At 53.6% G+C, this 21,229-nt stretch carries 19 protein-coding genes; 10 read left to right on the top strand and 9 right to left on the bottom strand.

Features of this window, described 5'->3' with window-relative positions; genetic code table 11:
• Positions 1-15 precede the first annotated feature (15 nt).
• From ACJHW7_RS06540 to thpR, 7 genes are all read right to left on the bottom strand, one after another.
• Positions 16-612: a fimbrial protein gene (locus ACJHW7_RS06540; RefSeq protein WP_000709670.1), complete on the bottom strand. Its 597-nt coding sequence runs from the start codon at positions 610-612 to the stop codon at positions 16-18.
• A gap of 341 nt (positions 613-953) precedes the next feature.
• Entirely contained in the window at positions 954-1,433 is a 480-nt protein-coding gene (gene folK / locus ACJHW7_RS06535) for a 2-amino-4-hydroxy-6-hydroxymethyldihydropteridine diphosphokinase (protein ID WP_021556423.1), read from the bottom strand.
• Positions 1,430-2,827, bottom strand: a complete 1,398-nt coding sequence (gene pcnB, locus ACJHW7_RS06530) for a polynucleotide adenylyltransferase PcnB (RefSeq protein ID WP_010723084.1) — start codon at positions 2,825-2,827, stop codon at positions 1,430-1,432. Before pcnB ends, folK begins: the two co-directional genes overlap by 4 nt.
• Before the next feature lie 59 nt (positions 2,828-2,886).
• Entirely contained in the window at positions 2,887-3,783 is an 897-nt protein-coding gene (gluQRS, locus tag ACJHW7_RS06525) for a tRNA glutamyl-Q(34) synthetase GluQRS (protein ID WP_032154012.1), read from the bottom strand.
• A gap of 66 nt (positions 3,784-3,849) precedes the next feature.
• On the bottom strand, positions 3,850-4,305 hold the full coding sequence (gene dksA / locus ACJHW7_RS06520; protein WP_001155227.1) for an RNA polymerase-binding protein DksA: 456 nt from the start codon (positions 4,303-4,305) through the stop codon (positions 3,850-3,852).
• Positions 4,306-4,482: 177 nt separating this feature from the next.
• Positions 4,483-5,187: a DNA/RNA nuclease SfsA gene (gene sfsA / locus ACJHW7_RS06515; protein ID WP_000396036.1), complete on the bottom strand. Its 705-nt coding sequence runs from the start codon at positions 5,185-5,187 to the stop codon at positions 4,483-4,485.
• 14 nt (positions 5,188-5,201) lie between these two features.
• Positions 5,202-5,732, bottom strand: a complete 531-nt coding sequence (gene thpR / locus ACJHW7_RS06510; protein WP_001294682.1) for an RNA 2',3'-cyclic phosphodiesterase — start codon at positions 5,730-5,732, stop codon at positions 5,202-5,204.
• A gap of 73 nt (positions 5,733-5,805) precedes the next feature.
• On the opposite strand from thpR, the gene hrpB reads away from it, so the two are divergent.
• The 6 genes from hrpB (at position 5,806) to fhuB (ending at position 17,145) form a co-directional block, all read left to right on the top strand.
• Positions 5,806-8,235, top strand: coding sequence for an ATP-dependent helicase HrpB (gene hrpB / locus ACJHW7_RS06505; RefSeq protein ID WP_021556425.1), 2,430 nt, complete (start codon positions 5,806-5,808; stop codon positions 8,233-8,235).
• A 195-nt stretch (positions 8,236-8,430) separates the two neighbouring features.
• On the top strand, positions 8,431-10,965 hold the full coding sequence (gene mrcB / locus ACJHW7_RS06500) for a bifunctional glycosyl transferase/transpeptidase (RefSeq protein ID WP_000918155.1): 2,535 nt from the start codon (positions 8,431-8,433) through the stop codon (positions 10,963-10,965).
• Between the two features lie 219 nt (positions 10,966-11,184).
• The gene (gene fhuA / locus ACJHW7_RS06495) at positions 11,185-13,428 is read left to right on the top strand and encodes a ferrichrome porin FhuA (protein ID WP_000124421.1); all 2,244 of its coding nucleotides are present in this window, start codon (positions 11,185-11,187) and stop codon (positions 13,426-13,428) included.
• A gap of 50 nt (positions 13,429-13,478) precedes the next feature.
• Positions 13,479-14,276, top strand: a complete 798-nt coding sequence (fhuC, locus tag ACJHW7_RS06490) for a Fe3+-hydroxamate ABC transporter ATP-binding protein FhuC (protein ID WP_040234503.1) — start codon at positions 13,479-13,481, stop codon at positions 14,274-14,276.
• Positions 14,276-15,166: a Fe(3+)-hydroxamate ABC transporter substrate-binding protein FhuD gene (gene fhuD, locus ACJHW7_RS06485; RefSeq protein WP_001308256.1), complete on the top strand. Its 891-nt coding sequence runs from the start codon at positions 14,276-14,278 to the stop codon at positions 15,164-15,166. Before fhuC ends, fhuD begins: the two co-directional genes overlap by 1 nt.
• On the top strand, positions 15,163-17,145 hold the full coding sequence (gene fhuB, locus ACJHW7_RS06480; RefSeq protein ID WP_021556426.1) for a Fe(3+)-hydroxamate ABC transporter permease FhuB: 1,983 nt from the start codon (positions 15,163-15,165) through the stop codon (positions 17,143-17,145). Before fhuD ends, fhuB begins: the two co-directional genes overlap by 4 nt.
• A 34-nt stretch (positions 17,146-17,179) precedes the next feature.
• On the opposite strand, the gene hemL is transcribed toward fhuB, so the two are convergent.
• Positions 17,180-18,460, bottom strand: a complete 1,281-nt coding sequence (gene hemL / locus ACJHW7_RS06475) for a glutamate-1-semialdehyde 2,1-aminomutase (RefSeq protein WP_000045274.1) — start codon at positions 18,458-18,460, stop codon at positions 17,180-17,182.
• A 165-nt stretch (positions 18,461-18,625) separates the two neighbouring features.
• Between hemL and yadX the strand changes: the two genes are divergently transcribed.
• From yadX to erpA, 4 genes are read left to right on the top strand one after another with little or no spacing between them, the layout of a single operon-like run.
• Complete coding sequence (gene yadX / locus ACJHW7_RS06470) at positions 18,626-18,673, top strand: protein YadX (protein ID WP_211180485.1); 48 nt, start codon at positions 18,626-18,628, stop codon at positions 18,671-18,673.
• Between the two features lie 11 nt (positions 18,674-18,684).
• Positions 18,685-20,106, top strand: coding sequence for a H(+)/Cl(-) exchange transporter ClcA (gene clcA, locus ACJHW7_RS06465; protein WP_021556427.1), 1,422 nt, complete (start codon positions 18,685-18,687; stop codon positions 20,104-20,106).
• 23 nt (positions 20,107-20,129) lie between these two features.
• A complete protein-coding gene (gene yadW / locus ACJHW7_RS06460; protein ID WP_120795373.1) occupies positions 20,130-20,195 on the top strand; it encodes a small protein YadW in 66 nt (21 codons plus the stop codon).
• Entirely contained in the window at positions 20,188-20,532 is a 345-nt protein-coding gene (gene erpA, locus ACJHW7_RS06455) for an iron-sulfur cluster insertion protein ErpA (protein ID WP_001295564.1), read from the top strand. The genes yadW and erpA overlap by 8 nt, the downstream gene beginning before the upstream one ends.
• A gap of 46 nt (positions 20,533-20,578) precedes the next feature.
• Here erpA and ACJHW7_RS06450 read toward each other — a convergent pair whose 3' ends face one another.
• Positions 20,579-21,202: a TRIC cation channel family protein gene (locus tag ACJHW7_RS06450; protein WP_000964221.1), complete on the bottom strand. Its 624-nt coding sequence runs from the start codon at positions 21,200-21,202 to the stop codon at positions 20,579-20,581.
• Positions 21,203-21,229: the final 27 nt, after the last annotated feature.

Below are 21,229 nucleotides of genomic sequence, written 5' to 3'. Positions count from 1 at the left end.
TCAACACACCATCAATTACTTATAAGCAACGGTGTACAGCGCGTTAGTGGTTACATGACCAGCAGTTACAGCCGGGCTGTTCGGTGCTTTAACGTAAGATGCGTTAAATACGTACTGGCCTTTACCTTCTGCGTCTAATGTCAGTTCCTGAACTTCAGAAGAGTTGTTCATATGGACCTGCTTAATTTCAGCAGCGCCAGCTTTGTTTTTCATGTTATGAACTGCAATGTTTACGTTCTGAGCCGGTGCAATACCGTTAACAGTGATGTTCATATTGTTATTCAGGGTACCGCTGGTGTTCGCGTAGCTTGCAGAACCCATAGTCAACTCAGCATTCTTCGGAGCACCTGGATCACACTCAACAGAAATCATGAACTCTTTCGGCAGTAAACCGACAGCAGTTGCGCTAACTTCAGCAAAAGTATCAGTAACATTCGCAGTATCCAGGGTAACCACGCCATCAGTGGTAACGCTGTGCATACCAGTATCTACCACACCCACTTTACAGGTACCGGACTGTACCATACCGTTAAAGTCGATATGACCACCATCTACAGCCAGGGCGGAACCAGAAGCCATAACCAGAGCGGCTGCGAGAAGTGCTTTTTTCATTACATGCATCCTTACAAAAATTATATGAAATTAATATTGCGAGCGGATATTACTCAAAGTTTTTGGAGGATGTAATAGGGGTGAATTATCACGGGTGTGAATATATTTATGTGGCGTATTGAATTGTTGTTATTTTAGGTCGTTTAAACAAAAAATGCCTAATCTATTTGCATGAAGTGCTATTTCATGAATGAATTAAAAAAAACTAAAATGTAAATTAAGTATATTTAATGTGTAAGGGGGATGTGAGGAGTAAGATAAGAAAATAATTTTTTCTTGGTGGATGAAATAGCCGTATCATTTTGTATTCCTCTCGTCAAGAAAATAAAATAATACAGCTATTACCAGATGGCAGGTTGTGGTACTGCTAGTGAAGTGAGTATTTCACGTAATGTTTCCCCATCAGGAAACACCAACTCCGGCGCGATTTCAAACAGCGGCCACAGCATAAATCCACGATTTTTCATATCGTAGTGCGGTACGGTCAGTCGTTCAGTATTTATCACTTCATTACCAAACAGCATGATGTCGAGATCCAGCGTGCGCGGTCCCCAGCGTTCAGCTTTACGGACGCGACCTTGCTGCAATTCAATACGCTGTGTGTGATTGAGTAGCACTTCAGGTGCAAGAGAGGTTTCCAGCGCCACGGCTGCGTTTAAGTAATCGGGTTGATCTTGCGGCCCCAGCGGTGGGGTGCGGTAAAACGAAGAAACGGTAAGAATGTGGCTTTCAGGGATATCGCCTAATGCTTTCAGGGCAGCATTGACCTGCTCCAGCGGAGAGGCCAGATTGCTGCCTATGGCAATATACGCCACTGTCATGCGGTACCCTCACGACGTGGTGCGCGTTTGCGTGGACGACGAGTACGACGACGCGGTGATGGTTCTTCATCCAGCTCGTTGAGCATCCCTTTTTGGTCTGGTGGCGCGGAAACCTGGAACTCACCCCACCATTTCACCAGACGCTGCAGTTCAGCGTTACGCTCAACTTCAGCTCGCAAGGCCAACAGGTCATAAGCCGCACGGAACTTAGGATGCTCCAGCAGTTTCCATGCGCGTTTACCCTGACGTCGGGACATACGCAACTGCAACTGCCAGATATCGCGGGTTAATGTCGTCAGGCGTTTCGGGATTGCCAGTGAACGGCAGGCTTCGTCCAGCACGTCGTTCATCGCCAGCGCGAAAGCGTCGTGATAGGTCAGGCCGCTTTCCTGGGCGATCTTCTGTGCCGTCTCCAGCAGTGGGTACCAGAACATGGCGGCAAACAAAAACGCCGGGTTAACGCGCATATCGTTATGAATACGCGTATCGGTGTTCTTCAGTACCTGCTCAATGATCCGCTCCATCGGGCTGTCGCCATTTTCCGTGAAGTAGCGGGTAATGGTCGGGAACAGTGGCTGGAACAGATGATATTCACACAGCAGCTTATAGGTTTCGTAACCGTAGCCCGCTTGTAGCAGTTTAAGCGATTCTTCAAACAGGCGTGCCGGTGGGATATCGTTCAGCAGGGTAGCGAGGCGAGGGATCGGTTCTGCGGTTTCCGGGCTGATGCGCATACCCAATTTGGCGGCAAAACGTACCGCGCGCAGCATACGTACCGGATCTTCACGGTAGCGCGTTTCCGGGTTACCAATCAGACGGATAACACCGTCCTTCAGATCCTTCATACCGCCAACGTAATCACGGACGGTAAAATCCGCTACGCTGTAATACAGGCTGTTGATAGTGAAATCGCGGCGCTGGGCGTCTTCTTCGATGGAGCCGAAAATGTTGTCGCGCAGCAACATGCCGTTTTGCCCGCGTTGGGAGGTCGTGCGGTCGCTGACGTTACCTTCGTGGTGTCCACGGAAGGTCGCAACTTCGATAATCTCCGGGCCAAACATCACATGAGCCAGACGGAAACGGCGACCCACCAGGCGGCAGTTACGGAACAGTTTGCGCACCTGCTCAGGCGTGGCGTTAGTGGTTACGTCAAAGTCTTTCGGCTTTTTGCCAAGTAACAGGTCGCGCACGCCGCCGCCAACCAGCCAGGCTTCGTATCCCGCTTTATTGAGCCTGTACATTACCTTCAGGGCATTTTCACTGATATCTTTGCGGGAAATAGCATGCTGCTCACGCGGGATCACCGTCACCTGTGGACGGGCGACTGCCTGTTCAGCCTCGCTTTCCTCGCGGCTTAGCACCTTGCGGCAAAAATTAGCGACTCGGGTAAAAATAGTACACCTCGGTAGTGTCAAACATCATTCAGGACAAAAAAATAGCGGCTAATCATAGCTCAGCATGACGCATTTGAGAATGTTGAATTTACAATTGCCGACTCAGGCACTGCGGTAAGCCGCCAGTTTTTGACGGCTGACTGAAGGATTTGTTCGACGCTGAAATCCTGCCAGTGTGCTTCTACCTGCTGACCCAGAAATTGAAGTGCCGCGATTAGTACCGGGCGTGGATCGCCTTTCGGCAACGCAGGCGCATGATTCTGCTTGGAAAGTTTAGCGCCTTGTGGATTAAGCGCCAGCGGCAGATGAATGTAATCTGGCACTTTCCAGCCAAAAAGCTGGTACAGCGAGATTTGCCGCACTGTCGGTTCGATCAAATCTGCCCCGCGGACAATTTCGCTCACGCCCTGGAAGTGATCATCCACCACCACCGCCAGGTTATAGGCAAACAAACCATCACGGCGATGAATAATAAAATCTTCCCGTGCCAGTTTTTCGTCGGCGTGAATAATGCCTCGCAGCAGGTCTGTAAACTGGGTGACCGGATGCTGCTGGCGGATACGCACTGCGGCGTTGCCTGGTCCATGATGCAATTCCCGGCAATGACCGTCGTAAATACCGCCAATGCTTTGAATACGTGCACGCGTGCAGGTGCAGTAATAACTTAGTCCTTGCTCATGTAACCAGGCGAGTGCTTCACGATAGGCATCGTGACGTTGCGATTGCCAGAGAACATCGCCGTCCCAGTGCAGGCCGTAATGTTCCAGCTGGCGCAGGATAGTTTCTGCGGCACCGGGAACTTCACGAGGCGGGTCGATATCTTCTATGCGTACCAGCCAGCGACCTTGTCGGGCGCGAGCCTGCAAATAGCTGCCAAGCGCAGCAATCAGAGAACCAAAATGAAGCTCGCCGGAAGGAGAGGGGGCGAAGCGGCCAATATAGTGTGTGTCTGTCATCTCTTTGAACAAAAAATAAGGCGGGAGCATTTCCCGCCTGTGGTAAACGTGATGGAACGGCTGTAATTAGCCAGCCATCTGTTTTTCGCGAATTTCAGCCAGCGTTTTGCAGTCGATGCACAGATCGGCTGTCGGGCGCGCTTCCAGACGGCGAATACCAATTTCAACACCGCAGGATTCGCAGTAGCCGAAATCTTCGTCTTCCACTTTTTTCAGCGTCTTCTCGATCTTTTTGATCAGCTTACGCTCGCGATCGCGGTTACGCAGTTCGAGGCTGAACTCTTCTTCCTGGGCTGCACGGTCTACCGGGTCCGGGAAGTTGGCTGCTTCATCCTGCATATGTGTAACGGTGCGATCGACTTCATCCCTGAGTTGATTACGCCATGCTTCCAGAATACGACGGAAGTGCGCCAGCTGGGCTTCATTCATATACTCTTCGCCCGGCTTCTCCTGATATGGTTCCACCCCAGCGATGGCGAGAATACTCAGGGACGATGTTTTACGGTTTTGCCCTTCTTGCATGTTGCTTCTCCTTAACACGCACTATCGATCCCCATGTTCGGGGGAAAAATGAGGCCGCTATAAATAGCAGATGCTTTTCCGGATAGCAATTATCTAAACGTAACACTTGACAACTGTGTGAGGAAAAGCGTATTTGCGCACGCGACCAGAATGTAAATTAACCAGTTACTTACTTTACTACAATGTAACCGGCAGTGATTTTTTAAGAGCCATGCCTTCAGCAGAAATTTCCGCTTTGTAAGCCAGAATTTCTACCCCCCTCTGTTGAGCTTCTGACAATAGTTGCGCGTATTTCTCATCGATGTGGCGCGCGGGTGAAAACCGTGTAATGGCTGAATGCAGCACGGCGAAAAAGATAACCGCACGCTGGCCTTCAGCCGCTACGCTCATCAACTCCCGAAGGTGTTTCTGACCTCGTTCAGTGACCGCATCGGGAAAATATCCCTGTTCGTTCTCCGCTAACGTAACCGATTTCACTTCAATATAGCAGTCTGGACGCGAATCCGCCTGCAACATAAAGTCAATACGGCTGCGTTCTGCGCCGTATTTTACTTCGCTTTTCAGCGAGCTATAGCCTGACAGTTCTGAAATTGATTCATTAAGGATAGCCTCTTTCGTCAACCTGTTAGCCCAAAGCGTGTTGACGCAAATAAATGCGCCGCTCTGGCTTTGAGTTAATTCCCAGGTGTGTGGGTATTTCCGTTTGGTGTTGTCTGAAGTCGAATACCAGACGGTATCGCCAGGCGTTGCACAACCGGTCATCGCACCCGTATTCGGGCAGTGTAGCGTTAATTCGCGACCATCGGGTGTGATCACATCGGCTAAAAAACGTTTGTAACGCTGAATTAGCGTCGCGCGCTGTAGAGGGGGAGAAAATTCCATTGCGACAATCCTTGTTATTGCGTTAGCGCCCAGCGTTTTAGCGGCGTGTAGCGTGTGCGTCCACGGGCAAACGAGGAGGCGTAAAGGGTGAACTCCGTCACCGCATACGACCAGTTAAAACCTGGCGGCGGGATTGTCACCGCCTCGCTGGCGTCGCGCAATAAGGTAATATGTGGATGAAACGGACGATTGCTTTGAAAACAACCGCTGCGGGCAGCCTGTGAACGGAGCATATTCGCCAGCTGGATTAAGCCGCGTGGAGGCTGACGCATCCCTAACCACACCACACGCGAACGCAGCCATTGTCCGGCGTCATCAAGCGTGAGTGTGAAACCAGGTTGACGAATCCGTCCGGCTAAAAGAGAAAGCGCCTTCTCTTTCTCGGTGCTCACTTCGCCTAAAAATGCCAGAGTCAGATGCAAATTATCGGCGGCGACCGGACGTCCCGCCTCAAGTGGGAAGTGTGTGGCGCGCCAGTGGATAATCTGTTCGCGGATTTCTGCAGGTAAATCGATAGCAAAGAACAGACGTTGCGGTTCAGACATGTGAGGCACTCGGTTATGAATTACCGCGATGCTACAATGTGGCGCGAAGAATGTTAACCCTCTGGAGCGTTTTGTGTCGTCGTTGCCCGTTGCTGCCGTCTTACCTGAATTACTTACCGCTCTCGATTGTGCGCCGCAGGTATTATTAAGTGCGCCGACCGGGGCCGGGAAATCAACCTGGCTGCCGCTGCAACTGCTGGCGCATCCCGGCATTAACGGGAAAATTATCCTGCTGGAGCCGCGTCGTCTGGCGGCGCGTAACGTCGCGCAACGGCTGGCGGAGCTGCTTAACGAAAAGCCAGGCGATACCGTTGGCTACCGGATGCGTGCGCAAAACTGCGTCGGGCCAAATACCCGCCTGGAAGTGGTTACCGAAGGCGTGCTGACGCGGATGATCCAGCGTGACCCGGAACTGAGCGGTGTTGGGCTGGTGATTCTCGATGAATTCCATGAACGCAGCTTGCAGGCGGATTTGGCGCTGGCGTTGTTACTAGACGTGCAACAAGGCCTGCGCGATGACCTTAAACTGCTGATTATGTCAGCTACGCTGGACAACGACCGCTTGCAACAAATGCTACCAGAAGCGCCCGTCGTCATCTCAGAAGGGCGCTCGTTTCCGGTTGAGCGCCGCTATTTTCCGTTGCCCGCGCATCAGCGTTTTGACGAAGCCGTCGCGGTTGCTACCGCCGAAATGCTGCGTCAGGAAAGCGGATCATTACTGTTATTTTTACCGGGCGTCGGAGAAATTCAGCGTGTGCAGGAACAACTGGCTTCGCGCATCGGCAGTGATGTGTTGCTCTGCCCGCTGTATGGCGCGTTGTCGCTGAACGATCAGCGAAAAGCGATCCTCCCGGCACCGCAAGGGATGCGCAAAGTGGTGCTGGCGACCAATATTGCTGAAACCAGTTTAACCATTGAAGGTATTCGTCTGGTGGTGGATTGTGCCCAGGAGCGTGTGGCGCGTTTTGATCCGCGCACGGGGCTTACGCGACTGATTACTCAACGCGTTAGCCAGGCATCCATGACGCAGCGTGCCGGGCGCGCCGGGCGTCTGGAGTCGGGTATCTGCCAGCATTTAATCGCCAAGGAACAAGCAGAACGCGCCGCGGCGCAAAGTGAACCGGAAATATTACAAAGCGATCTTTCCGGTTTGCTGATGGAATTACTGCAATGGGGATGCAGCGATCCAGCGCAGATGAGCTGGCTGGATCAACCGCCAGCAGTGAATTTACTGGCCGCGAAACGCCTGTTAAAGATGCTGGGGGCGCTGGACGGTGAACGGCTTAGTGCGCAGGGGCAAAAAATGGCAGCGCTGGGTAACGATCCGCGTTTAGCGGCAATGCTGGTTAGCGCAAAGAGCGACGACGAAGCTGCTACCGCGGCAAAAATTGCCGCCATTCTCGAAGAGCCGCCACGGATGGGCAATAGTGACCTGGGCGTGGCGTTTTCGCGCAATCAACCAGCCTGGCAGCAACGTAGTCAGCAACTGTTAAAACGCTTAAACGTACGCGGCGGTGAGGCAGACAGTTCGCTTATCGCGCCGCTACTTGCCGGGGCGTTTGCCGATCGCATTGCTCGCCGCCGTGGGCAAGATGGACGCTATCAACTGGCAAACGGCATGGGGGCGATGCTCGATGCCGACGACGCGCTAAGCCGCCACGAATGGTTGATCGCACCGTTATTATTGCAGGGCAGCGCCTCGCCGGATGCGCGGATTTTACTGGCGTTACCGGTCGATATTGATGAATTAGTGCGACGCAGTCCGCAGCTGGTGCAGCAATCTGACACCGTGGAATGGGATGACGCGCAAGGTACACTGAAAGCCTGGCGTCGGCTGCAAATCGGTCAGTTGACGGTGAAAGTGCAGCCGTTGGCGAAACCGTCAGAAGACGAGTTGCATCAGGCGATGCTTAACGGCATCCGTGATAAAGGTTTAAGCGTGCTCAACTGGACGGCGGAAGCGGAACAGCTACGCTTGCGTTTGTTATGCGCCGGAAAGTGGTTGCCAGAATATGACTGGCCAGCGGTTGATGATGAAAGTTTGTTGGCGACGCTGGAAACGTGGCTGCTGCCACATATGGCCGGTGTACATTCACTACGCGGCCTGAAATCACTCGACATTTATCAGGCACTACGCGGATTACTTGATTGGGGAATGCAGCAACGTCTGGATAGTGAATTGCCTGCGCATTACACTGTGCCGACGGGAAGCCGGATCGCCATTCGTTATCATGAAGATAACCCGCCCGCGCTGGCGGTGAGAATGCAGGAGATGTTTGGTGAGGCCACCAATCCGACGATCGCCCAGGGGCGCGTGCCGCTGGTGCTGGAATTGCTTTCACCTGCCCAAAGGCCGCTGCAAATCACGCGTGATTTGGGGGCCTTCTGGAAAGGGGCGTATCGTGAGGTGCAAAAAGAGATGAAAGGGCGTTATCCCAAACACGTCTGGCCGGACGACCCGGCAAACACGGCACCGACGCGACGGACGAAAAAGTATTCGTAAGGTTGGTTTTCTCCCTCTCCCTGTGGGAGAGGGCCGGGGTGAGGGCATCAGCGCGCACGTTCACCCTCACCCTAACCCTCTCCCTTAAGGGAGAGGGGACCGATCGAGCTCAAATTTTGAGAGATATCTTCTTCTGTCTTGTAACAGAAGAACAGAAAATCGGGCTTTTGCGCCTGAATATTGCGGAGAAAAAGCATGGCCGGGAATGACCGCGAGCCAATTGGACGCAAAGGGAAACCGACGCGTCCGGTCAAACAAAAGGTAAGCCGTCGTCGTTACGAAGATGACGATGATTACGACGATTATGATGACTATGAGGATGAAGAACCGATGCCGCGCAAAGGTAAGGGCAAAGGCAAAGGGCGTAAGCCTCGTGGCAAACGCGGCTGGCTATGGCTGCTGTTAAAACTGGCTATCGTTTTTGCCGTGCTGATCGCCATTTACGGCGTTTATCTCGATCAAAAAATTCGCAGCCGTATTGATGGCAAGGTCTGGCAACTGCCTGCGGCAGTTTATGGCCGAATGGTCAACCTTGAGCCAGACATGACCATCAGCAAGAACGAAATGGTGAAGCTGCTGGAGGCAACCCAGTATCGTCAGGTGTCGAAAATGACCCGTCCTGGCGAATTTACTGTGCAGGCTAACAGCATTGAGATGATCCGCCGTCCGTTTGATTTCCCGGACAGCAAAGAAGGGCAGGTGCGTGCGCGTCTGACCTTTGATGGCGATCATCTGGCGACCATCGTCAATATGGAGAACAACCGTCAGTTCGGTTTCTTCCGTCTTGATCCGCGTCTGATCACCATGATCTCCTCACCAAACGGTGAGCAGCGTTTGTTTGTGCCGCGCAGTGGTTTCCCGGATTTGCTGGTGGATACTTTGCTGGCGACAGAAGACCGTCATTTCTACGAGCATGATGGGATCAGTCTCTACTCCATCGGACGTGCGGTGCTGGCAAACCTGACCGCAGGTCGAACGGTGCAGGGGGCGAGTACGCTGACGCAGCAGCTGGTGAAAAACCTGTTCCTCTCCAGCGAGCGCTCTTACTGGCGTAAAGCGAATGAAGCCTACATGGCGCTGATCATGGACGCGCGTTACAGCAAAGACCGTATTCTTGAGCTGTATATGAACGAGGTGTATCTCGGTCAGAGCGGCGACAACGAAATCCGCGGCTTCCCGCTGGCGAGCTTGTATTACTTTGGTCGCCCGGTAGAAGAATTGAGCCTCGATCAGCAGGCGCTGTTAGTCGGTATGGTGAAAGGAGCGTCCATCTACAACCCGTGGCGTAACCCGAAACTGGCGCTGGAGCGACGTAATCTGGTACTGCGTCTGCTGCAACAGCAACAGATTATTGATCAAGAACTCTATGACATGTTGAGTGCGCGTCCGCTGGGTGTTCAGCCGCGCGGTGGGGTGATCTCTCCTCAGCCAGCCTTTATGCAACTGGTGCGTCAGGAGCTTCAGGCTAAATTAGGCGATAAGGTAAAAGATCTCTCCGGCGTGAAGATCTTCACTACCTTTGACTCGGTGGCCCAGGACGCGGCAGAAAAAGCCGCCGTGGAAGGCATTCCGGCACTTAAGAAACAGCGTAAGCTGAGCGATCTGGAAACCGCGATTGTGGTCGTCGACCGCTTTAGTGGTGAAGTTCGTGCGATGGTCGGAGGTTCTGAGCCGCAGTTTGCGGGCTACAACCGTGCGATGCAGGCGCGTCGTTCGATTGGTTCCCTTGCAAAACCAGCGACTTATCTGACGGCCTTAAGCCAGCCGAAAATCTATCGTCTGAATACGTGGATTGCGGATGCGCCAATTGCGCTGCGTCAGCCGAATGGCCAGGTCTGGTCACCGCAGAATGATGACCGTCGTTATAGCGAAAGCGGCAGAGTGATGCTGGTGGATGCGTTGACCCGTTCGATGAACGTGCCGACGGTAAATCTGGGGATGGCGCTGGGGCTGCCTGCGGTTACGGATACCTGGATCAAACTGGGCGTACCGAAAGATCAGTTGCATCCGGTTCCGGCAATGCTGCTGGGGGCGTTGAACTTAACGCCAATCGAAGTGGCGCAGGCATTCCAGACCATCGCCAGCGGTGGTAACCGTGCACCGCTTTCTGCGCTGCGTTCGGTAATCGCGGAAGATGGCAAAGTGCTGTATCAGAGCTTCCCGCAGGCGGAACGCGCTGTTCCGGCGCAGGCGGCGTATCTGACACTATGGACCATGCAGCAGGTGGTACAACGTGGTACGGGTCGTCAGCTTGGGGCGAAATACCCGAACCTGCATCTGGCAGGGAAAACAGGGACTACCAACAATAACGTAGATACCTGGTTTGCGGGCATTGACGGCAGCACGGTGACCATCACCTGGGTCGGCCGTGATAACAACCAGCCGACCAAACTGTATGGTGCCAGCGGGGCAATGTCGATTTATCAGCGTTATCTGGCTAACCAGACGCCAACGCCGCTGAATCTTGTTCCGCCAGAAGATATTGCAGATATGGGCGTGGACTACGACGGCAACTTTGTTTGCAGCGGTGGCATGCGTGTCTTGCCGGTCTGGACCAGCGATCCGCAATCGCTGTGCCAGCAGAGTGAGATGCAGCAGCAGCCGTCAGGCAATCCGTTTGATCAGTCTTCTCAGCCGCAGCAACAGCCGCAACAGCAACCTGCTCAGCAAGAGCAGAAAGACAGCGACGGTGTAGCCGGTTGGATTAAAGATATGTTTGGTAGTAATTAACGTCTAAACGTGACATACCGGATGGCGAGTTGCCATCCGGTAAAATAACATCCCATCTAAAATATTAACCCTTTCTTTTCATCTGGTTGTTTATTAACCCTTCAGGAACGCTCAGATTGCGTACCGCTTGCGAACCCGCCAGCGTTTCGAATATTATCTTATCTTTATAATAATCATTCTCGTTTACGTTATCATTCACTTTACATCAGAGATATACCAATGGCGCGTTCCAAAACTGCTCAGCCAAAACACTCACTGCGTAAAATCGCAGTTGTAGTAGCCACAGCGGTTAGCGGCATGTCTGTTTATGCACAGGCAGCGGTTGAACCGAAAGAAGACACTATCACCGTTACCGCTGCACCTGCGCCGCAAGAAAGCGCATGGGGGCCTGCTGCAACTATTGCGGCGCGACAGTCAGCTACCGGCACTAAAACCGATACGCCGATTCAAAAAGTGCCACAGTCTATTTCTGTTGTGACCGCCGAAGAGATGGCGCTGCATCAGCCGAAGTCGGTGAAAGAAGCGCTTAGCTATACGCCGGGTGTCTCTGTTGGTACGCGTGGCGCATCCAACACCTATGACCACCTGATCATTCGCGGTTTTGCGGCAGAAGGCCAAAGCCAAAATAACTATCTGAATGGCCTGAAGTTGCAGGGCAACTTCTATAACGATGCGGTCATTGATCCGTATATGCTGGAACGCGCTGAAATTATGCGTGGCCCGGTTTCCGTGCTTTACGGTAAAAGCAGTCCTGGCGGTCTGTTGAATATGGTCAGCAAGCGTCCGACCACCGAACCGCTGAAAGAAGTTCAGTTTAAAGCCGGTACTGACAGCCTGTTCCAGACTGGTTTTGACTTTAGCGATGCGCTGGATGATGATGGCGTTTACTCTTATCGCCTGACCGGTCTTGCGCGTTCTGCCAATGCCCAGCAGAAAGGGTCAGAAGAGCAGCGTTATGCTATTGCACCGGCGTTCACCTGGCGTCCGGATGATAAAACCAATTTCACCTTCCTTTCTTACTTCCAGAACGAGCCGGAAACCGGTTATTACGGCTGGTTGCCGAAAGAGGGAACCGTTGAGCCGCTGCCGAACGGTAAGCGTCTGCCGACAGACTTTAACGAAGGGGCGAAGAACAACACCTATTCTCGTAATGAGAAGATGGTGGGCTACAGCTTCGATCACGAATTTAACGACACCTTTACTGTGCGTCAGAACCTGCGCTTTGCTGAAAACAAAACCTCGCAAAACAGCGTTTATGGTTACGGCGTCTGCTCCGATCCGGCGAATGCTTACAGCAAACAGTGTGCGGCATTAGCGCCAGCGGATAAAGGCCATTATCTGGCACGTAAATACGTCGTTGATGATGAGAAGCTGCAAAACTTCTCTGTTGATACCCAGTTGCAGAGCAAGTTTGCCACTGGCGATATCGACCACACCCTGCTGACCGGTGTCGACTTTATGCGTATGCGTAATGACATCAACGCCTGGTTTGGTTACGACGACTCTGTGCCACTGCTCAATCTGTACAATCCGGTGAATACCGATTTCGACTTCAATGCCAAAGATCCGGCAAACTCCGGCCCTTACCGCATTCTGAATAAACAGAAACAAACGGGCGTTTATGTTCAGGATCAGGCGCAGTGGGATAAAGTGCTGGTCACCCTGGGCGGTCGTTATGACTGGGCAGATCAAGAATCTCTTAACCGCGTTGCCGGGACGACCGATAAACGTGATGACAAACAGTTTACCTGGCGTGGTGGTGTTAACTACCTGTTTGATAATGGCGTAACACCTTACTTTAGCTATAGCGAATCGTTTGAACCTTCTTCGCAAGTTGGGAAGGATGGTAATATTTTCGCACCGTCTAAAGGTAAGCAGTATGAAGTCGGCGTGAAATATGTACCGGAAGATCGTCCGATTGTAGTTACTGGTGCCGTGTATAATCTCACTAAAACCAACAACCTGATGGCGGACCCTGAGGGTTCCTTCTTCTCGGTTGAAGGTGGCGAGATCCGCGCACGTGGCGTAGAAATCGAAGCGAAAGCGGCGCTGTCGGCGAGTGTTAACGTAGTCGGTTCTTATACTTACACCGATGCGGAATACACCACCGATACTACCTATAAAGGCAATACGCCTGCACAGGTGCCAAAACACATGGCTTCGCTGTGGGCTGACTATACCTTCTTTGACGGTCCGCTTTCAGGTCTGACGCTGGGCACCGGTGGTCGTTATACTGGCTCCAGCTATGGTGATCCGGCTAACTCCTTTAAAGTGGGAAGTTATACGGTCGTGGATGCGTTAGTGCGTTATGATCTGGCGCGAGTCGGCATGGCGGGCTCCAACGTGGCGCTGCATGTTAACAACCTGTTCGATCGTGAATACGTCGCCAGCTGCTTTAACACTTATGGCTGCTTCTGGGGCGCAGAACGTCAGGTCGTTGCAACCGCAACCTTCCGTTTCTAATTTCTCTTTTGGGGCACGGATTTCCGTGCCCGTTTCACAAGTTGGCTGTTATGCAGGAATACACGAATCATTCCGATACCACTTTTGCACTGCGTAATATCTCCTTTCGTGTGCCCGGGCGCACGCTTTTGCATCCGCTGTCGTTAACCTTTCCTGCCGGGAAAGTGACCGGTCTGATTGGTCACAACGGTTCTGGTAAATCCACTCTGCTCAAAATGCTTGGCCGTCATCAGCCGCCGTCGGAAGGGGAGATTCTTCTTGATGCCCAGCCGCTGGAAAGCTGGAGCAGCAAAGCGTTCGCCCGCAAAGTGGCTTATTTACCGCAGCAGCTTCCTCCGGCAGAAGGGATGACCGTGCGTGAACTGGTGGCGATTGGTCGTTACCCGTGGCATGGCGCACTAGGGCGCTTTGGTGCGGCAGATCGCGAAAAAGTTGAGGAAGCTATCTCGCTGGTTGGCTTAAAATCGCTGGCGCATCGGCTGGTAGACAGCCTCTCTGGCGGCGAACGTCAGCGGGCGTGGATCGCCATGCTGGTGGCGCAGGATAGCCGTTGTCTGTTGCTCGACGAACCGACTTCGGCGTTGGATATCGCCCACCAGGTTGATGTGCTGGCGCTGGTGCACCGTTTAAGTCAGGAGCGTGGCCTGACGGTCATTGCCGTGCTGCACGATATCAATATGGCTGCGCGTTACTGTGATTATCTGGTCGCCCTGCGCGGCGGTGAAATGATTGCTCAGGGAACGCCTGCGGAAATTATGCGCGGCGAAACCCTCGAAATGATTTATGGCATCCCGATGGGTATTCTGCCGCATCCGGCGGGTGCTGCACCTGTGAGTTTTGTTTATTGATGAGCGGCTTACCTCTTATTTCGCGCCGTCGACTGTTAACGGCGATGGCGCTTTCTCCGTTGTTATGGCAGATGAATACCGCCCACGCGGCGGCTATTGACCCAAATCGTATTGTGGCGCTGGAGTGGCTGCCGGTGGAATTACTACTGGCGCTCGGCATCGTGCCTTATGGCGTGGCAGACACCATCAACTATCGACTGTGGGTCAGCGAACCACCACTACCTGAATCGGTGATTGACGTCGGTTTGCGTACAGAACCTAACCTCGAACTGCTGACCGAAATGAAACCGTCGTTTATGGTCTGGTCGGCGGGATATGGTCCTTCGCCAGAAATGCTGGCTCGTATTGCGCCGGGGCGTGGATTTAACTTCAGCGACGGCAAACAGCCGCTGGCGATGGCGCGTAAATCGCTGACGGAAATGGCGGATTTACTTAACCTGCAAAGCGCAGCAGAAACGCATTTAGCGCAATATGAAGACTTTATCCGCAGCATGAAACCCCGCTTTGTGAAGCGTGGTGCGCGTCCGTTATTGCTGACGACGCTTATCGATCCGCGCCATATGCTGGTCTTCGGTCCAAACAGCTTGTTCCAGGAAATTCTCGATGAGTACGGCATCCCAAATGCCTGGCAAGGGGAAACCAACTTCTGGGGCAGTACCGCCGTCAGCATCGATCGTCTGGCAGCGTATAAAGACGTTGATGTGCTCTGTTTTGATCACGACAACAGCAAAGACATGGATGCGCTAATGGCAACGCCGCTGTGGCAGGCCATGCCGTTTGTCCGCGCCGGACGCTTTCAGCGCGTACCCGCAGTCTGGTTTTATGGTGCAACGCTCTCGGCAATGCACTTTGTGCGCGTTCTGGATAACGCCATTGGAGGTAAAGCGTGAGTAAACGTATTGCGCTTTTCCCGGCATTATTGCTGGCGCTGCTGGTGATTGTCGCTACGGCGCTGACCTGGATGAACTTTTCGCAGGCGCTGCCGCGTAGCCAGTGGGCGCAGGCCGCCTGGTCGCCGGATATTAACGTCATCGAGCAGATGATTTTTCACTACAGCTTGTTACCGCGTCTGGCGATTTCGCTGCTGGTGGGCGCGGGCCTGGGGCTGGTGGGCGTGCTGTTTCAGCAAGTGCTGCGTAACCCGCTGGCGGAACCGACGACGTTGGGCGTTGCTACAGGCGCGCAACTGGGGATTACCGTCACGACGCTCTGGGCGATCCCTGGTGCGATGGCGAGCCAGTTTGCTGCGCTGGCAGGGGCTTGTGTTGTTGGCTTAATTGTCTTTGGCGTCGCGTGGGGGAAACGGCTGTCGCCGGTAACGCTGATTCTCGCGGGGCTGGTAGTGAGCCTTTATTGTGGGGCAATCAATCAGTTACTGGTTATCTTCCACCATGACCAACTGCAAAGCATGTTTCTGTGGAGCACCGGAACGCTGACGCAAACCGACTGGGGCGGTGTTGAGCGTTTATGGCCGCAGTTGCTGGGCGGTGTGATGCTGACGTTGCTGCTACTTCGTCCGTTAACCCTGATGGGGCTTGATGATGGCGTGGCGCGCAATCTCGGGCTGGCCTTGTCGCTCGCGCGTCTGGCGGCGCTGTTGCTGGCGATAGTCATCAGTGCGCTGCTGGTGAACGCAGTGGGGATTATCGGCTTTATCGGGTTGTTCGCGCCGCTGCTGGCAAAAATGCTGGGGGCGCGGCGTCTGCTGCCGCGACTGATGCTGGCGTCGTTGATTGGTGCGCTGATCCTCTGGCTTTCCGATCAAATCATCCTCTGGCTGACTCGCGTGTGGATGGAAGTGTCCACCGGTTCGGTCACTGCGTTGATCGGTGCGCCGCTGCTACTGTGGTTGCTGCCGCGTTTACGCAGCATTAGCGCGCCGGATATGAAGGTCAACGATCGTGTCGCGGCTGAACGCCAACATGTGCTGGCGTTTGCCCTCGCGGGCGGCGTGCTGCTGTTGATGGCTGTGGTGGTGGCGCTGTCGTTTGGTCGTGATGCGCACGGCTGGACGTGGGCGAGCGGGGCGTTGCTCGATGATTTAATGCCCTGGCGCTGGCCGCGAATTATGGCGGCGCTGTTTGCGGGCGTCATGCTGGCGGTGGCGGGCTGTATTATTCAGCGGCTGACCGGAAACCCGATGGCAAGCCCGGAAGTGCTGGGGATTAGCTCTGGCGCGGCGTTTGGCGTGGTGTTAATGCTGTTTCTGGTGCCGGGTAATGCCTTTGGCTGGCTGTTACCCGCGGGCAGTATCGGTGCCGCGGTGACGCTGTTGATTATTATGATCGCCGCCGGGCGCGGTGGATTTTCCCCACACCGCATGTTACTGGCGGGGATGGCGTTAAGTACCGCATTCACCATGCTTTTAATGATGTTGCAGGCGAGTGGTGACCCGCGAATGGCGCAAGTGCTGACCTGGATCTCTGGTTCGACCTACAACGCCACCGATGCGCAGGTCTGGCGCACCGGAATTGTGATGGTGATTTTGCTGGCGATTACCCCGCTGTGCCGCCGCTGGCTGACCATTTTACCGCTGGGTGGTGATACCGCGCGGGCCGTGGGGGTGGCGTTAACGCCGACGCGAATTGCGCTGCTGCTGTTAGCGGCTTGCCTGACGGCGACCGCGACGATGACCATTGGACCGTTGAGCTTTGTTGGTTTAATGGCACCGCATATCGCGCGGATGATGGGCTTTCGACGGACGATGCCGCACATCGTGATTTCGGCGCTGGTGGGTGGTTTACTGCTGGTGTTCGCTGACTGGTGTGGGCGGATGGTGCTGTTTCCGTTCCAGATCCCGGCGGGGCTGCTGTCGACCTTTATCGGCGCGCCATATTTTATCTATTTGTTGAGAAAGCAGAGCCGTTAATAAAATGCCTCGCCCGGTGGGCGAGGCAAAATCATCACAACTTCGCAAACACCCGACGTGCAGCATCGATGGTGTTATTGATATCTTCCATGCTGTGCGCCACAGACATAAAGCCCGCTTCAAACGCTGACGGTGCCAGGTAAACACCTTCATCCAGCATCATATGGAAGAAACGCTTAAAACGCTCGACGTCACAGGCCATCACATCCTGATAGCACGTCACGGACCCGGCGTCGGTAAAGAAAATACCGAACATGCCGCCAACGTGGTTTACCACCAGCGGAATTCCGGCTTCTTCTGCCGCTTCCAGCAGACCTTCTGCCAGACGTGTTGTCAGCTCATCCAGCGTTTCGTGAACGCCCGGCTGCGCGACTTCATTCAGACAGGCGAAACCGGCTGCCATCGCAATCGGGTTACCGGAAAGCGTACCCGCCTGATAGACCGGACCCGTCGGGGCCAGCGCATCCATTACATCACGACGACCACCGAATGCGCCTACCGGCATTCCACCGCCGATGATTTTGCCGAGGCAGGTTAAATCTGGCACTACGCCGTAATAATCCTGTGCGCCAGCTAGCGCTACGCGGAAACCGGTCATCACTTCATCGATGATCAGCAACGCGCCAAATTCGTCACACAGCGCACGCAGACCTGGCAGGAACTCTGGCAGCGGCGGAACACAGTTCATATTGCCTGCCACCGGCTCGACGATAATACAGGCAATCTCTTGCGGGTATTGCTCAAACGCGGCGCGTACAGAAGCCAGATCGTTAAAAGTACAGGTTAAGGTATGTTTGGCGAAATCTGCCGGAACGCCCGGCGAGTTTGGCTGGCCTAACGTGAGTGCGCCAGAACCGGCTTTCACCAGCAGGCAGTCAGCGTGACCGTGGTAACAACCTTCAAATTTAATAATTTTGTCGCGACCGGTAAAACCACGGGCCAGGCGGATGGCGCTCATTGTCGCTTCAGTGCCGGAGTTCACCATGCGCACCATATCCATGGTCGGGACCAGTTCGGTCACCAGTTGCGCCATTTTCACTTCCATTTCGGTTGGTGCACCAAAGCTTAAACCACGCTCGGCGGCTTCAATCACGGCATTGCGGATCGCCGGATGGTTATGGCCCAGCACCATCGGCCCCCAGGAACCGACATAATCGATATAGGCTTTGCCATCAACATCGTACAGATAAGCGCCGTCCGCTTTTTCGATAAACAGTGGAGTGCCGCCCACGCCAGTAAAGGCGCGAACAGGGGAGTTCACACCGCCAGGGATCAGCTCGCGCGCTGCGCTGTAAAGATTTTCAGACTTACTCATGGAGGGTTCCTGATTCGTAGAAAAAGTGAATGGCTGCTATTCTATGTTATTCATAACAAGTTAAATACTCGTCAAACATCAGGCTGCTTGTACTGGTGCAATCCTGATTTCTTAGAGTATAAAAGTTTTGTGCATTTGAAACATTACGCTTTGCAAAGGATTTTCATGGAACGTGCGAGTAAAATGCCGTCATCTTATTTGTATGACCAATAAGTGATCATTGGATGAAAACTGATACTCCCTCTTTAGAAACACCGCAGGCCGCGCGCCTGCGACGCAGACAACTGATTCGCCAACTTCTTGAGCGCGATAAAACCCCGTTAGCCATTTTGTTTATGGCGGCAGTCGTCGGCACGCTTGTCGGGCTGGCTGCGGTTGCTTTTGACAAAGGTGTCGCCTGGTTGCAGAACCAACGTATGGGGGCGCTGGTACATACTGCTGATAATTATCCGCTTCTGTTAACCGTCGCTTTTCTCTGTTCGGCGGTGCTGGCGATGTTCGGCTACTTTTTGGTGCGCAAATACGCGCCGGAAGCAGGTGGTTCGGGGATCCCGGAAATTGAAGGGGCGCTGGAAGATCAACGTCCCGTTCGCTGGTGGCGTGTATTGCCGGTGAAATTCTTTGGCGGGCTGGGGACACTCGGCGGAGGCATGGTGTTGGGGCGCGAAGGGCCAACCGTGCAGATCGGCGGTAATATCGGGCGGATGGTACTCGATGTTTTCCGCCTGAAAGGTGATGAAGCTCGCCATACGCTGTTGGCAACCGGTGCGGCGGCGGGTCTGGCGGCGGCCTTTAACGCGCCGCTGGCGGGTATTTTGTTTATTATCGAAGAGATGCGTCCGCAGTTTCGCTATACGTTAATTTCGATTAAAGCGGTATTTATTGGCGTCATTATGTCGACCATTATGTACCGGATTTTTAATCATGAAGTTGCGTTGATTGACGTCGGTAAACTTTCTGACGCGCCGCTTAATACGCTGTGGCTTTATCTGATCCTCGGTATTATTTTTGGCATTTTCGGCCCTATTTTTAATAAATGGGTGCTGGGGATGCAGGATTTGCTGCACCGTGTGCACGGCGGCAATATTACCAAATGGGTACTGATGGGCGGTGCGATTGGCGGTCTGTGTGGATTGCTGGGGTTTGTGGCACCAGCAACGTCGGGCGGCGGTTTTAACCTGATTCCTATCGCTACCGCGGGGAATTTCAGCATGGGAATGCTGGTGTTTATCTTCGTCGCGCGGGTCATTACCACCTTACTCTGCTTCTCTTCCGGCGCGCCGGGCGGTATTTTTGCCCCGATGCTGGCGCTGGGTACTGTGCTGGGAACCGCTTTCGGAATGGTTGTCGTTGAGCTGTTTCCGCAATATCACCTTGAGGCGGGGACGTTTGCTATTGCCGGAATGGGGGCGTTACTGGCGGCATCTATTCGCGCGCCGTTAACGGGGATCATTCTGGTTCTGGAGATGACCGATAACTACCAGCTCATTTTGCCAATGATTATTACCGGTCTTGGCGCAACACTATTAGCGCAATTTACCGGCGGGAAACCGCTATACTCGGCGATTCTTGCGCGCACGCTGGCAAAACAGGAAGCTGAGCAACTGGCGCGAAGCAAGGCCGCATCAGCCAGCGAGAATACTTGAACGAAATACCAGGGTATTAGATAATGGCGATTATTATTGGGTTAGAATTTGCCCAATTGCCGATGTCGTTTGGAGCAAAATATGAGTGATGACGTAGCACTGCCGCTGGAGTTTACCGACGCAGCAGCCAACAAAGTTAAAAGCCTGATCGCTGACGAAGATAACCCGAATCTGAAATTACGCGTGTATATCACCGGTGGCGGTTGCAGCGGCTTCCAGTATGGTTTCACCTTTGATGATCAGGTGAACGAAGGCGATATGACCATCGAAAAACAGGGCGTTGGCCTGGTGGTTGATCCGATGAGCCTGCAATATCTGGTCGGCGGTTCCGTTGACTATACCGAAGGACTGGAAGGTTCTCGTTTCATCGTGACCAACCCGAACGCGAAAAGCACCTGCGGTTGCGGTTCTTCCTTTAGCATCTAATCTGTTGTTCATGTGCCGGATAAACTATCCGGCACATCTTCTCTCTTCAACGCCCATTCTCATCCAGCGCAAACGTCGGTAGCTTAAGATGCCAACGAATAGCCGCCAGCCGAATCAATAGCGTCACGACCATGCCCATCATACTGGCTGTTTCCAGTGGTACGGAAAATGTGTAATAAGCCGTAGCGTGGACAATACCGCCGATAATACAGGCAGTTGCGTAGATTTCTGTACGTAAAATCATGGGGATTTCGCGGGCCAGAACATCACGAATGATCCCGCCGCCAACGCCAGTAATGACGCCCATACAAACCGCGATTAACGGACCGGCTTCCGCATTAAAGGCTTTATTCACGCCAATGCCGACAAACACCGCCAGACCAACGGCGTCCAGCACCGGCAACATCCATTTTGGTAAGCGTCTTGGCTGGCGCACCAGCACGATGGTCAGCATGCTGGTGACCATTGCAACGACCAGATCGGTGGGATCTTTCACCCAAAATACCGGGCCGTGATCCAGCGCCATGTCGCGAATTGTTCCGCCGCCTACTGCGGTAACCACGCCCAATACCAGAACACCAAAAGGGTCCATACGCAATTTTCCGGCTAACAAAACGCCGGAGATGGCAAATACCGCTGTGCCGACTATATCCAGCCAATAGACGAGCATTGTTCAATCCCCACTGAGCACCTAAAA

This window comes from Escherichia sp. WS1152 (assembly GCF_046487665.1).
Taxonomy (GTDB): domain Bacteria; phylum Pseudomonadota; class Gammaproteobacteria; order Enterobacterales; family Enterobacteriaceae; genus Escherichia; species Escherichia coli.
This window is presented reverse-complemented; position numbering and strand designations above follow the sequence as displayed.